13 protein-coding genes and 1 other RNA gene are annotated in these 13985 nt (G+C 65.2%); 13 read left to right on the top strand and 1 reads right to left on the bottom strand.

Features of this window, described 5'->3' with window-relative positions; translation table 11 throughout:
- The first annotated feature begins 149 nt into the window (after positions 1-149).
- The 10 genes from murC to H6A21_RS05575 all read left to right on the top strand — a co-directional run bounded on the left by murC (position 150) and on the right by H6A21_RS05575 (position 9943).
- Positions 150-1577, top strand: coding sequence for a UDP-N-acetylmuramate--L-alanine ligase (gene murC / locus H6A21_RS05530; RefSeq protein WP_204561155.1), 1428 nt, complete (start codon positions 150-152; stop codon positions 1575-1577).
- A gap of 3 nt (positions 1578-1580) precedes the next feature.
- Positions 1581-2492, top strand: a complete 912-nt coding sequence (gene murB, locus H6A21_RS05535) for a UDP-N-acetylmuramate dehydrogenase (RefSeq protein WP_204561157.1) — start codon at positions 1581-1583, stop codon at positions 2490-2492.
- Positions 2493-2562: 70 nt separating this feature from the next.
- Positions 2563-3921 carry a cell division protein FtsQ/DivIB gene (locus H6A21_RS05540; RefSeq protein WP_342636066.1) on the top strand — a complete coding sequence of 453 codons (1359 nt, stop codon included), beginning with the start codon at positions 2563-2565 and terminating at the stop codon, positions 3919-3921.
- A gap of 210 nt (positions 3922-4131) precedes the next feature.
- Positions 4132-5268, top strand: a complete 1137-nt coding sequence (gene ftsZ, locus H6A21_RS05545) for a cell division protein FtsZ (protein ID WP_204561161.1) — start codon at positions 4132-4134, stop codon at positions 5266-5268.
- A 141-nt stretch (positions 5269-5409) separates the two neighbouring features.
- Positions 5410-6201 (top strand): polyphenol oxidase family protein, encoded by a 792-nt coding sequence (locus H6A21_RS05550; protein ID WP_204561163.1) that lies wholly within the window; start codon positions 5410-5412, stop codon positions 6199-6201.
- A 220-nt stretch (positions 6202-6421) separates the two neighbouring features.
- On the top strand, positions 6422-7276 hold the full coding sequence (locus H6A21_RS05555) for a phosphate signaling complex PhoU family protein (RefSeq protein ID WP_204561165.1): 855 nt from the start codon (positions 6422-6424) through the stop codon (positions 7274-7276).
- 158 nt (positions 7277-7434) lie between these two features.
- Complete coding sequence (locus tag H6A21_RS05560) at positions 7435-8169, top strand: YggS family pyridoxal phosphate-dependent enzyme (RefSeq protein WP_204561167.1); 735 nt, start codon at positions 7435-7437, stop codon at positions 8167-8169.
- A gap of 70 nt (positions 8170-8239) precedes the next feature.
- Positions 8240-8962, top strand: a complete 723-nt coding sequence (locus H6A21_RS05565; protein WP_204561169.1) for a cell division protein SepF — start codon at positions 8240-8242, stop codon at positions 8960-8962.
- A gap of 39 nt (positions 8963-9001) precedes the next feature.
- The gene (locus H6A21_RS05570) at positions 9002-9244 is read left to right on the top strand and encodes a YggT family protein (RefSeq protein WP_342636068.1); all 243 of its coding nucleotides are present in this window, start codon (positions 9002-9004) and stop codon (positions 9242-9244) included.
- A gap of 57 nt (positions 9245-9301) precedes the next feature.
- The gene (locus tag H6A21_RS05575) at positions 9302-9943 is read left to right on the top strand and encodes a DivIVA domain-containing protein (protein ID WP_204561171.1); all 642 of its coding nucleotides are present in this window, start codon (positions 9302-9304) and stop codon (positions 9941-9943) included.
- 445 nt (positions 9944-10388) lie between these two features.
- Here the strand turns inward: H6A21_RS05575 and rnpB are convergent.
- An RNA gene (rnpB, locus tag H6A21_RS05580) (RNase P RNA component class A) lies at positions 10389-10747 on the bottom strand.
- 492 nt (positions 10748-11239) lie between these two features.
- Here rnpB and H6A21_RS05585 point away from each other — a divergent pair.
- The 3 genes from H6A21_RS05585 to H6A21_RS05595 all read left to right on the top strand — a co-directional run bounded on the left by H6A21_RS05585 (position 11240) and on the right by H6A21_RS05595 (position 13930).
- Positions 11240-12292 (top strand): inorganic phosphate transporter, encoded by a 1053-nt coding sequence (locus H6A21_RS05585; RefSeq protein ID WP_204561173.1) that lies wholly within the window; start codon positions 11240-11242, stop codon positions 12290-12292.
- A gap of 90 nt (positions 12293-12382) precedes the next feature.
- Positions 12383-13006, top strand: coding sequence for a DUF47 family protein (locus tag H6A21_RS05590; protein ID WP_204561175.1), 624 nt, complete (start codon positions 12383-12385; stop codon positions 13004-13006).
- A 306-nt stretch (positions 13007-13312) separates the two neighbouring features.
- Positions 13313-13930 carry an IMPACT family protein gene (locus H6A21_RS05595; protein WP_204561268.1) on the top strand — a complete coding sequence of 206 codons (618 nt, stop codon included), beginning with the start codon at positions 13313-13315 and terminating at the stop codon, positions 13928-13930.
- Positions 13931-13985 lie beyond the last annotated feature (55 nt).

Consider the following 13985-nt stretch of genomic DNA (forward strand, 5'->3'; position numbering starts at 1 on the left):
GCCCGGACGGGCGCCGCGTGGCACCAAACTACCCCGTCCCCGATGAGGACACCGCCATCTGGCGGAAACGCCCCCTCGACGTTTCGGTACCGATTGCGCTAGAGTTAAGGGCTGCTGCATAACGTTGCCATCTCAAAGGAGAGGCTGACATGACCCAGAATTCGACCGCTTCTGCGGCGCCCGCGTTCAAGAGCGCCCATTTCGTCGGTATCGGCGGCGCCGGTATGAGCGCCATCGCGCTCATCATGCACGAGCGCGGCTACACCATCACCGGCTCCGACCTCAAGACCTCGCGCTATATCCGCCAGCTCACCCGCGCCGGCATCGATGTGCGCATCGGTCATGACCCGAAGACCATCGACGAGCTCAAGCCCGATGTCGTCGTGGTCTCCACCGCCATCCCCGACACGAACCCCGAGGTGATTCGCGCGCGCGAGCTCGGTATCCCCGTGTGGCCGCGCGCCCGCATGCTGTCGGTGCTCTCCAACGGACACGTGACCGTGGCTGTCGCCGGCACCCATGGCAAGACGACGACTTCGTCCATGTGCGCCACGATGCTCGATCGGATGGGGCTCGACCCGAGTTTTCTGATCGGCGGCATCGTCGAGGGGTACGACACGAACGGTCGCAACGGCTCGAGCGCCTACTTCGTCTCCGAGGCCGACGAGTCCGACCGCTCCTTTCTCTATCTCGATCCCAACATCGTCGTCGTGACGAACGTCGAGGCCGATCATCTCGATCACTACGGGAGCCTCGAGGAGATCGAGCAGACGTTCGTGAAGTTCATGGGCCTCGTGGGCGAGGAGGGCACCATCATCGTGTGCGGCGAGTCCGCGCACCTGGTGGACCTGGCGCGCTCGACGGGCCTCACGGTGATCACTTACGGGTTCGACGAGGGCTGCGACGTCGTGTGCACCCCGACCGCCGCGGGCGCGGCGCTCGCCTCCGCCTTCACGGTGACGCTTCCCGACGGCGCGGTCCGCGAGGTCGAGATCAAGTCCAACCCGGGCCGCCACAACATGCTGAATGCGAGCGCGGCCCTGACGGTCGCTTGGGCGCTCGGCCAGGACACAAAGGCCGCAGCGACCGCGCTCTCCTCGTTCGAGGGCGTGCGCAGGCGCTTCACCCATGTGGGCGATATACGCGGCGTCACCGTTGTCGACGACTACGGTCATCATCCCACCGAGATCAAGGCGACCCTGGCTGCCGCCAAGAGCCTCGATTTCGATCACGTCGTCGTGGTGTTCCAACCGCATCGCTACAGCCGCTTGCAGGCCCTGGCCGACGACTTCGCCGACGCGTTCGCGAACGCTGACGCCTTGATTCTCATCGACGTCTTCTCCGCAGGCGAGATGCCCATCCCGGGCGTGACGAGCAAGATGCTCGCCGACCTGGTCGCCGAGCGCCATCCGGCAAAGCGCGTCGTCTACGCGCCCGATCGCCCTGCCCTCATGGCTGCGCTCGACGAGCAGGCTGCGGCCGGAGACCTGCTCATCACCATGGGTGCTGGCGATGTCACGCAGGTCGGCCCCGAGTACATCGAGCATGTGGCCGAGTCCGAGAAGGGTGTCCGATAGGAGATGGGGCTGTTCAATGCGGTCCTGTCCCTTTCGGGAGCCATCGACACCGACGTCGTAGAGGACGAGCGCCTGGCGCGCCATACGAGCTACCGCATCGGCGGGCGCGCGGCGCTGTTCATCACCTGCCATAGCTACCACGCCCTGCGCCGTGCCGTGGAGGCGCTCGTGCGCGAGCAGGTCCCTTGGGTCATCATCGGCAAGGGGTCGAACCTGCTCGTGTCCGATGCGGGGTACAACGGCGCCGTCGTCACGCTCGGCAGGGAGTTCCAGCGCTCTGTGCTCGCCGAGGACGGCGTCACGCTCACGGTGGGGGCTGGCGCCATGCTCGCGCGCGTCGTGAACGCCGCGCTGTCCCGCAGCCTCTCGGGCCTGGAGTTCGCCGTGGGCATCCCTGGCACCATCGGCGGCGCGGTGTCCATGAACGCCGGCACCCGCGACGAGTGGATCGGGTCGCTCGTGGAGGATATCGTGACGTACAAGCCGGGCGAGGGCCTGCGCCACTACGGGCACGACGATGTCTTCTGGGCGTACCGTGAGACGGGCATCCCGCGCGACGAGATCATCCTCGAGGTCACGCTCAAGCTGCACCCGGGCGATAAGTCGGAGATCCGCTCCAGCATGGAGCGCTCGCTGGTGCGCCGGCGCCGCACCCAGCCCATCGGGTCCGCCTCGTGCGGCTCGGTATTCCGCAATCCGCCCGACAGAAGTGTGGGAGCTATGATCGAGGAATGCGGATTGAAGGGTTTTTCGATCGGCGGGGCCGAGGTCTCGCCCCTTCACGCTAACTTTATTGTGAACAACGGCACGGCGACCGCGAGCGATGTGGTCGCGGTCATCCAACACGTGTACGAGAAGGTTAAGGAAACGTATGGCGTCGCGCTCAAGCCGGAAGTCAAATTCCTCGGCTTCTAAGCAGAAGCCCACGTTCCGTCGTTCGAGCGGCGGGGCTTCTGCACGCACGTCATCGACAAAGGCGACCCCCGTGGCACCGGCGGCGCGCGTGCGCACCGCGCCGGTGCGCACCTACGTCGCGCCGACGAAGAAGGCCGCCTCGGATCTCGTCTCGTCCTCCCGGCGCGTCCAGAAGAAGAACGTCGCGCGCGCGGGCGCTCCGCATCGCCGTTCCGCTGCGCCGACGGTGTCGGCCCGAAGCGCCGGCGCGGCGGCAGCGCGCTCTTCGCGTAAGGTCGCGGCTCCCTCGCAGGCAGCCGGACGCACGCAGGTGCTTCCCGCGATGAACCAGAAGGCGGCCAAGCAAAAGCCTACGAAGCTCAAGCCGGCAAAGCAGAAGCGCGCCGTGACGCGTCCCGCCGCTGCGGCGCAACCCTCCCTCAAGAAGGTGCCGGCCGCCAAGCAGGGCGGGCTCAAGCTGCCTGTTTCCCTGGGTGCCAAGAGGCTCGCGGGCAACACCGCGCGCGGCGTCGAGCGACCGCGTTCGGGCGCCGCCCCCTCGCTGTCCTTCCTCCATATCGCCGTCGCGGCGGTGCTTGCGGGCATCGTCGTCATCGGCATCGGCGCCGCCATCCTCGTGAACTCCGGCTTCTTCGCCATCACGGAAGTCGTGGTGAACGGTTCGGCGCACGTGCCCCAGGCGACCGCGAGCCAGCTGGTCGACGTACCGGAGGGCGCGACGCTGTTCAACGTGAATGACAGCGAGGTGACGGAGGCCCTGGAGCAGAATCCCTGGGTGGAAAGCGTGCATGTGGAGCGGCGTTTCCCGCACACGCTCGTCATCACGCCGCAGGAGCGCACGGTCGCGGCCATCGCCTACATCGTGTCCGACGACGTCGCCTGGGCAATCAGCTCCGAGAAGACCTGGATCGCGCCGCTCTCGCTGTCCGTCGCGGCGGACGACGCATCCTCTCAGGCAGACGATGCCGCTGCTGATGCCGCGGAGGGTGCCGACGCGGACGATGCGGACGACGCCGCGGATGGGACGGACCAGGCGGATACGGCCTCCTCGTCGCAGGACCTTACGGGACTCGATGCCGCCATCGCCTTGGCGCGCGCGTCGAACGCTGTGCTCCTCACGGATGTCGGCACGGACGTCGACCCCTCGAGCGGCAAAGAGGTCACCTCCGAGGTGGTGCTCGCGGGCCTCGCGTACGCGATGGGGTTCAGCCCGGAGTTCAGGGCCCAAATCAAGGACATCTCCATCCCGTCCGTGGAGGCGATCTCGGCGAACCTCGAGAACGGCGTTGAGGTCTCGCTCGGCAAACCGGAAGATATCCAGCAAAAAGAGCAGGTCGTCAAGCGTCTGCTCGAGCAGGAGCAGGGGGTTACCTATATCAACGTGCGCGTGGCGGATGCCTATTCGTTCCGCAGCGTACCGGTAAGCTAGATGTCCCTTTGTGTTCGATTCGGCCGTTTGCCTGCCGTGAACGGTTTGCTGCTCTACCTGCGGATTTCATAAAGCTTGCGCGCTGACGTTGACTTTCTCCCTGATTCTGTGCAAGGATATAGCGGTTTACCTCGACATTTAATCTGTACTTGAGGGTTATAGTCGATAAGGCCGCCAAGCGCTTACACCGGATGTTCGGAGGACCGTAACATGCACGAGAACGAGATCAACAACTACCTTGCCGTCATCAAGGTTGTCGGTGTGGGCGGCGGCGGCACGAACGCTGTCAACCGCATGATCGAGGAGGGCATCCGCGGCGTCGAGTTCGTGGCTATCAACACCGATGCCCAGGCGCTTGCTATCTCCGATGCTGACATCAAGGTGCATATCGGCACCGACCTGACGCGCGGCCTGGGTGCCGGCGCGAACCCCGAGGTCGGCCGCAAGGCCGCCGACGAGTCGCGCGATGACATCGCCGAGGCGCTCGCAGGTGCCGACATGGTCTTCATCACCGCCGGCGAGGGCGGCGGCACCGGCACGGGCGCCGCGCCGATTGTCGCCGACATCGCCATGAACGACGTGGGCGCGCTGACCGTCGCCGTCGTCACGAAGCCCTTCACCTTCGAGGGCCGCAAGCGCAAGGCGAGCGCGGAGGAGGGCATCCAGACCCTGTCCGAGTGCGTCGACACCATGATCGTCATCCCGAATGACAAGCTGCTCGATATCGCCGAGAAGAAGACCACGATGCTCGAGGCCTTCGCCATGGCCGACGCCGTGCTGTCGCAGGGCACCCAGGGCATCACGGATCTCATCACCGTCCCCGGTATCATCAACCTCGACTTCGCTGACGTGAAGACCATCATGAAGCAGGCCGGCACGGCCATGATGGGTATCGGCACCGCCTCGGGCGACACCCGCGCGGTCGACGCCGCCCAGCAGGCCATCTCCAGCCCGCTGCTCGAGAGCTCCATCGACGGTGCCACCCGCGTGCTGCTCTCCATCGCCGGCTCCAAGGACCTCGGCATCCAGGAGATCAACGACGCCGCCGACCTCGTGGCCAACGCCGTCGACCCCGAGGCGAACATCATCTTCGGTACCGTTGTCGACGAGTCGCTGGGCGATCAGGTCCGCATCACGGTCATCGCCACCGGCTTCTCCGATGCGAACGTGAACCGTCAGGACCAGCTGTTCGGCCAGTCCAGCGCAAGCCGCGCGCCCGAGCCGCAGCGCCAGGCGCAGTCGAGCTCCCAGAGCGCGCCCACGCGCAACATCGGCGGCACGGAGCTGCCGAACTTCGGCAACGACCAGTTCGAGCTGCCCGACTTCCTGAAGCGCGGCAACTTCTAAGGCGACATCCATACGCGCTGACGCGGCCCGGGGCATCCGTCCCGAGCCGCGTTTTTCTTATGCGTCCACGCGGCGGCGCATGGGGTAAGAATAGGATCAGCAAGACGACGTGGCCGCCGGTCGGCCGGATAGGGGGAAGCGATGGAGCTCAGGCGCGCACAGCACGATACGGTCACGCTGGTCGAGGGGAAGCGCGGTCCCATCCGCTTCGCCTTCACGGAGCGCACGGGCGGCGTGTCGAAGGCGCCGTACGCCTCGTTGAATCTCGGCACGCACGTGGGGGATGACCCGGAGGCGGTCGCCGAGAATCGCCGGCGCGTCCTGGCGGCACTCGGGGCCGAAGAGGATCGAGCGCACCTCATCGTGCCGAACCAGGTGCATGGCGACACGGTGGTAGCGATCGATAGCGACACCGATGAGAAGCTCGCCTGGGTGCGCGACCGCGCACTCGAGGGCGCCGACGCCATCGTGTGCACGGCGCCGGGCGTGCCGGTGCTGCTCTGCTTTGCCGACTGCGTCCCCGTTGTCCTCACCGCGCCCGGCGGCTTTGCCGTCATCCACTCGGGATGGAAGGGGACCTTTTCTGGGATCGCCGGCGCGGCGGTGCGCGTGCTCGCCGAGGCTGCGGGCTGCGCGGCGCATGAGATCGATGCCGTTATCGGCCCGCATATCCTCGGTGATGAGTACGAGGTTTCCGTCGAGCTGATGGAGCGCTTCGCCTCGCGCTTTCCCGGCATCGACGCGGGCGCGGGGCGCCTGCTCGACCTGTCGTACGCGATTCGCGCCTCGCTGGTCGATGCAGGGGTCGAGGCGCGCCGCATCGTGGACCCGCAGCTATCCACGATGCGCGAGAACGACCGCTTCTTCAGCTACCGCGCCGAGGGCGGCGTGTGCGGTCGGCACGGTGCCGTCGCCTACATGGCGCGGGGCTAGCGCGCCCTTAGCACCGCCTCGCGTCGATGTAATCAGTTTCCTGCGCTTCCTTTACAAGCTCCTGACACAGGCTCGCTACACTGAGTTGGGTTACCGCGGGTCCTGGTTCCCATAAGGGGCAACGGGGGCGGTTTTCCGCTGCAGGTGCGCACCTGCAGCCATGAGCCCGCTCGAGCGCCCGGGTGGTCGGGCGCCTGTTTCGACTGATTGGAGATATGCAATGCGCAAGATGTTCTCACGCCAGCTCGTCGAGGCGCGCCATGAGATGCTTTCCATCTACGAGGCGGTCGACCTCACGATGCATGACGCGGTGCGCGCGTTCGTGACCGACGATAAGAAGCTTGCGGCGAAGGCCCAGACCAAGACCCTGCAGATCGATGCCCGCTGCGCCAACCTCGAGGCCGTCTGCTACAACCTCATCGCCACGCAGGGTCCCGTCGCGTCCGACTTCCGCCTGCTGCAGACCATCATCAACATCGAGTTCAACCTCCAGCGCATGTGCGACAAGGTCCGTCGCATCGCCCGCGCCGCCAAGCACAAGGTGAGCTCCGATATCGAGCTGCCCGTCGAGCTCGTCGAGATCATCGAGCAGGAGGCCTCCTACGTCTACCGCATCATGGGCACGTGCATCTCCGTGCTCGTGTGCAACGACCTGACCGTCATGCGCGGCCTGCTCATCCAAGACGACAGCGTCCACGAGCTGTACGAGGAGTTCTTCCGCGCCTACAACCGCATGGCGACCATGGAGCTTGCCGACGACAAGACCTACGACGACCTGCGCCGCGCCATCATGGTGTCGCGCTACCTGGACCGCATCGCCTCCATCTCCATCGACGCCACGAGCGCCCTGTCGTTCCTTCTGACCGGCCAGCGCCTGTCCGTGGCGGATATCGCCGACATCGACGATGACGAGCTCGAGGCCATGCGCGTGCCGTCCGGCGAGGGCGTCATCCTGAAGCCGGTGTCCGACGCGCGCTACGTGGCCCAGCTTCCTGCCGACGAGATCAGCGAGGAGCTTCGTTCCCTCATCGAGCGCTCCAAGCTCGACGAGGACGTCTCCGAGGATGAGGAGTAGCATCGGCGCGCATCCATGCGGCAAATGTGAATGACCGTTTTCCGAGCGCGGTCCCGTCTGAGCGGGGCCGCGCTTTCGCGTTACCATGGAGGGGGCCGGTGTGCGGCGCGTCCGCGCACGGGTCTCTTTCGCAGCATGGTAGAAGAGGGCCGATTCATATGGAAAGCTATTCGGATCTGATTGCCGAGCGTCGCGCGGAGATCGTCGAGCGCATCGACGCCGCGCTCGCGCGCGCCGGGCGCGCAGACGAGCAGGTGACGCTCGTGGCGGTCTCCAAGACCGTCGGGGTGGACGAGGTCGTCGCCGCGCTCGGTGCCGGCTATCGCGTGTTCGGCGAGAACCGCCCGCAGGAGCTCGTGCGCAAGCTCGAGGGGCTCGCGCAGATGGGGGACGTTTCCGCGTACCGGTTCGATATGATCGGCAACCTGCAGACGAACAAGATCAACACGGTGCTGGGGCGCGTCGCGCTCATCCACTCCATCGGCTCTGCGCACCTGGCTGACGCCGTGTCCTCGCGCGCCGAGCGCCGCATCGCCGAGGGCAGCCTCGCCGCGCCGGCGCATGTGCTGCTCGAGGTCAACGTGAGCGGCGAGGCCTCCAAGTCGGGCTTTGCCCCCGATGAGGTTCGCGCCTGCATGCCGCACCTTATGGAGCTTTCTGGCATTCATATCGACGGCCTTATGACGATGGCCCCACGCGGGGATAAAGATGCAGCGCGCCGAACCTTCAGCGGGCTGCGTGAACTGCGTGATGAGCTACGGGAGCGCTGGGGCCTGGAGCTGCCTGAGCTCTCCTGCGGCATGAGCGAGGATTTCGAGATCGCGCTCGAGGAGGGTTCGACCATCGTCCGCCTGGGCAGGGTGGTGTTCAACCCGTCCTTTGCACTACAATAAGGGGGTCTGAGCATTTGCTCGACCTGCACCATACAGACGATAGACGCACCACGGGCAGAGAGGAGCCATCGTGAGCTTCCTAGACGAGATCAAAAGCAGACTGTCGGCGCATACGGGCCAGGGGGGCTACGGTGCCGGTTCCTATGGGGACGAAGAGGGCTACGGCGACGGCTACTACGACGAGGATGAGGGCGGCTACGACGACCGCTCCTACGACTCGTCGGACTACGGCTACGACAACCGCGAGACGAGCCACGGCGTGCTCGGCCAGACGCATCGCGGCGAGGCCGAGTCGGTCGCGGTCTACACCCGCAGCGGCCAGCTCGTCGGCGATGCCGACCGCCATGCCACGACGTTCAACCCGCCTGCCCGCAGCACGGACGCCGCGGCCTACCGCCCCGGCGCCTACGACACCCCCTCGAGCTATGCCGAGGCGCGCAGACAGACGCCGGCGCACGCCGCCCCCGCGGCCCCGTCGGCCACGGCTGCCCATATCAACGAGGTGGTGAACGGGACGCCCCAGCTTCCCGCCTACGTTTTGCGTCCCGAAAGCTACGACGACGTCGAGACGGTCGTGCGCCGCGTGCGCACCCGCCAGCCCGTCGCCCTGGTGTTCGTGGGCGTCCGCACCGAGATCGCCAAGCGCGTGCTCGACTTCAGCTACGGCTTCGCATGCGGCTTGGGCGCCACGGTTCGCGAGCTCGGCGATCGCGTCTTCATCGTGCTGCCGCAGGGGTGCGAGGTTAAAGATTCCGATGTGGCCAAGCTGCGCGCCGACGGCTACCTCAAGTAACCGAGGAGTTCGATCACCATTATCACCATCGTACAGGTCATCTCCACGCTCGTTCAGTTCTACGAGCTGCTGATCGTCATCTACTGCCTGCTCACTTGGTTCCCGATGCGCCAGGGCGGCCTGCTGCATGATTTCGCAGCCGTTCTGGACAGCATCTGCGGTCCCTATCTCAGCGTCTTCAGGCGCATCATCCCACCGCTGGGGGGCATCGACTTCTCGCCGGTAGTTGCGCTTCTTGCGTTGAGCCTCGGAGAGCGCCTGCTCTTTAACATTTTGCTGTAAGATGGCACGAAGCGGCCCCGAGCGGGGTTCGCCCACGTGATGAAAAGGAGTATCCACATGGCTATCACACCTGCCGACATCCAGGCCCAGACCTTCTCCGAGGCTAAGCGCGGTTACGATCCCGGCGAGGTCGATGTGTTCCTCGAGCAGGTTTCCGCTGAGGTCGACGCCATGCTCAACAAGATCGTTGACCTGAAGAACCGCCTGACCGCGACCGAGCAGCAACTCGCTGACGCCCAGGCTGCCCTTGCGGCCAAGCCCGAGCCCGCGCCCGCACCTGCACCGGCTCCCGCACCCGAGTACAGCGCGAGCGAGCGCCAGATCTCCGCGGCGCTCATCGCGGCCCAGCAGACCGCCGACAACATCGTCGCCGAGGCGCGCGAGAACGCCGAGCGGATTCGCAACGAGGCCGACGCGAAGGCGCGCGAGGTTATCCGCCAGGCGCTCGCCGAGAAACAGAACGAGATCGAGGAGATCGACCGCCTGAAGGCTTCTCGCGAGGAGTTCAAGAGCGAGTACTTGAAGCTCATCCAGCACTTCATGGACGATGCGCAGAATTCGTTCCCGAACGACCTGCTGAGCTCCACCCCGAGCGGCTCTGCTGCCGCCCCCGCCGTCGACCCGGCGCCCGTGGCCGCCGCCCCCGTTGCCGACCCGTTCGCCCCGGTGGACGATTTCGGTATGGACGACCTCGACTAACGAGGACCGTAGCACATCCTGCCGAGATGGCGCGCACATATTGCCATAGTGCATGCTTGACCCCGGTGTCGCTCGGCGGCATCGGGGTTGTCTTTTTGAAGACCGCTATCGCGGAGGCTGTGTGCCGACCCGCTGCTTATTATTATCGCTATTAGGTTCCCAGTGTGCATACCCTCTCTAAGACTCTCGGGTCCAGGCAGGTTCATCTGGGCTTTTGTTTCAAGTTCCTGGAGCGCTGAGCCGGATCTGTCGGGGTTGCAACCTAAGAGCGGAAATGGGGAGCGTTGCTGCCCGGGCACACGGCCGCTCGGAGCGGCTGGCAGCCGGGGAGGGGAGCGTATGCGTCCTGCAGCCCTCGAGATTGCTGCACGTGCGGCGGTTGGGGGAGGGAGCTCGGGGGCTTCGCGTCCTGGTGGTGCACCCGGATTGCTTTGTCTATGCATGATGCGAAGCGGGCCCGATAAGCCGGGTTCTGTCGTGAGCGATCATTTATCTTGGCGCACGCGTTGCCGCGCGGCTCTTCGCACGCTACCCGAGCGCGGACCGGGCCGGCCCATCGCGCTCCTATTCGCGCTTGCTCCGGATGGGGTTTACCCAGCCACCATGTCGCCACGGTGCTGGTGGTCTCTTACACCACCGTTTCAGCTTTTCCCTTTACGCTTGCGCGCAGGTGGGAGTCTTCTTTTCTGCGGCACTTTCCGTCGGGTCGCCCCGCCTGGCCGTTAGCCAGCATCCTGCCCTGTGGAGCCCGGACTTTCCTCACGCCGGGGTTGCCCCCGGTCGCGCGATCGCCTGGGCCCGCTTCGCAAGCAGGCATTGTAGCACGCTCGGGGCACGGCGGATAGCGGAGCGGCTGCGGGGCCCCGTCGACCATGCGGTCTTCAAGAGCTGACGGGCGCAGGCAGGCAGCCGTATCCGCGCGCATGATGGGGGTGAGCTCCCGGGTCGCGTCGCTGTTCGAGGTGTCCCTGGGCGGTCGTGACGAAACATCATGATGTCCCGTCGATGCCTGTGGGGGGCGAGGATTTGCGTATCGCCCATGATGGGCTAGAATGGCCTAGGCGGGCACACGAAGAGGCCGCGTAGCTTACAAAACCATTACAAACCGAACTGAATGTAATCTGTTGGCTAAGAAACAGTAAAGTGATACCCTTTATGCGCGCATACGCGCAGGAATTCGGGCTGTTCGTCATACGACGCCCGCCACACGGTGCGCCCTTGGCGTGCCGTCGGCGCTTGGTTGCCGCCGGCATGTACGACAAGGCTCGCACACGTCACGACGGAGGAGTGGGCGTCTTGGAAGTTTCCCTAACCCAATTCATCGAGCAGGTTACGACCAACCCGATCATGGCGATATCGGTCCTTTTGACCTTGGGCGTCATTTTCGTCAACGGCTGGACCGATGCGCCGAACGCGATCGCGACCTGCATTTCCACGCGCTGCATGAACGTGCGTCCAGCCATCATCATGAGCGCCATCTTCAACTTCCTCGGCGTCTTCATCATGACGCAGGTGAACTCATCGGTCGCCTCGACGATTTCGAACATGGTCGATTTCGGCGGTGACACCCACGAGGCGCTCATCGCGCTGTGCGCGGCGCTGTTCTCGATCGTGGTCTACAGCGTGGGCGCCTCGTTTTTCGGCATTCCGACCAGCGAGAGCCATAGCCTGATCGCCGGCCTCACGGGTGCGGCGCTTGCCATCCAAAACGGTCTGGATGGCGTCAATGGCCAGGAATGGGTCAAGGTCCTCTACGGTCTCGTGCTGAGCCTGGCGCTCGGCTTCGCGCTCGGTTGGCTCATCTGCAAGGGGCTCTCGATACTATGCGCGGGCGTGGATCGAAGACAGGCGAACGGAGTCTTCAAGTACGCCCAGATCGTCGCCGCGGCGTCCATGAGCTTTATGCACGGCGCGCAGGACGGCCAGAAGTTCATCGGCGTGCTGCTGCTCGGCGTGGCCTTCTGCAACGGCCAGTCCGACGTCTCGGGTGCCATCATCCCGGTGTGGCTCATGCTGCTGTGCTCGACCGTCATGGGCGTCGGCACGAGCGTGGGCGGCGAGAAGATCATCAAGTCCGTCGGCATGGATATGGTCAAGCTCGAGAAGTACCAGGGATTCTCCGCCGACCTCGCCGGCGCCTTCTGCATCCTGCTGTCGACCGTGTTCGGCATCCCCGTGTCCACGACGCACACCAAGACGAGCGCCATCATGGGCGTCGGCGCCGTCAAGCGCCTCTCCGCCATCAACTTCTCGGTGGTGAAGGACATGCTCCTCACGTGGGTCTTCACGTTCCCGGGATGCGGTGCCATCAGCTTCGTCATGGCGAAGCTCTTCATGATGCTGTTCTAACTCAATCGCTCTGTATCGGTGCCGCGAGGCAAGAGGCGCGGCACCGTTTTTCGTACCGCTAGGCAACAACCTTTTTGGGGGGATCATCCAGTGGCCAGGAAAAACGATGCATTCTACTTCGATTCGTTCATCGCGTGCGCGGAGCTGTCGAGTCAGGCGGCGCGCCTGCTCGCCGACATCATGCGCTCTTTCGACCCCGATAAGATCGCTGAGCGCATCGACGAGATGCACGCCATCGAGCAGGCTGCCGATGAGCGCAAGCACGAGGTGCTCGATGCGCTCGTGACCGCGTTCGTCACGCCGATCGAGCGCGAGGACATCGCCGTGCTCTCCGACTACCTTGACACGGTGGTCGATCGGATCGAGGGCGTACTGCTTCGGCTGTACTTCGACAACATCCGCGAGATTCGTCCCGACGCGCTGAAGATGGTCGAGATGATCGAGCGCGCCTGCGACGAGATGGGCAAGCTGCTCGGCGAGCTGCCGCAGTTCAAGCGCTCGAAGGCTCTGCGCGAGCACGTGATCAACATCAACTCCATCGAGGAGGAGGCCGACCACGTCTACATCGCCTCCATGCGTGAGCTGCACACCGGCTGTGACGATCCGCTGCAGGTGTTCACGTGGCACGAGGTGTACACGTTTTTGGAGTACTGCGTCGACTCCGTCGAGCATGTGGCCGATACGGTCGACAGCATCGTGATGAAGAACAGCTAAGCGCATCTGATCGATCGTGCAGAGCGGCTCTTCCCCTGTAAGGGCCCATGGGTATGCCCCGCGCGCGTCCTCGGCTGTTGGCCTGCGGAATGCGCGCGGGGCATACCCATGGGCCCTTACAGGGGAAGAGCCGTGCGCTATCGGTCAGAAAGATGCGGGAGCGAGATTCGGGTGGGGGCGATGTTGCCGTTCGGCCTGTTGGGGCGACGTGGTCCTCGCGGTTTTTGTGGGCCGGTGCTTTTGCGTAGAATGGTGCGCATGTCGTTCTTGGAAGGATGGGGCTGTTAGGTGGAGAGCTATATCACGATGCGGGCGGGTGTTGAGGCGACTGGGGAGTTCGAGGACCGCAAGAGCCGCTTTATCGCTCAGCTCGTGCATGTGGAGACCGAGGAGGAGGCGTCGGCTCATCAGGCGGCGGTGCGCGCGCGCCACTATGATGCGCGCCACAATGTACCGGCGTGGATTCTGGTGGACGGGCGCGAGCGGGCGAGCGATGACGGCGAGCCGCAGCGGACGAGCGGATTGCCGACGCTTGAGGTGCTGCGCGGGGCGGGGCTGAAGGATGTCTGCTGCGTCACGACGCGCTATTTCGGCGGCACGCTGCTCGGCCCCGGCGGCCTCGTGCGGGCCTATACCGCGGCGGCCCAGGCGGCGGTCGAGGCGGCGCGCGCGGCGGGGCAGCTCGTCGAGATGACGAGCGTGGTACCCGTCGACGTTCAGGTCGCCTATCCCTCCTACGAGCAGGTGCTGCGCTTGGCCCAGGGGCGCGGGGCTCATGTGGCGTCGACCGATTTCACCGACGAGGTGTGCCTGCATCTCGTCTTTCGCGCGGGCGAGCAGGACGCTTTCGCCGCGGCCCTGACTGAGCTGCTTTGCGGCCGTGAGCGCCTGCAAGAGGGAAAGGTGCGCTTCGCGGAGTTCTAGGGGAGCGCGGATGCAAGGCTTTTTGCGGTTCGGCACCCGCGGGCGGGGCGCCTAC

Origin of the sequence: Collinsella tanakaei, assembly GCF_016902615.1 — a bacterium.
Lineage (GTDB): Bacteria > Actinomycetota > Coriobacteriia > Coriobacteriales > Coriobacteriaceae > Collinsella > Collinsella tanakaei_A.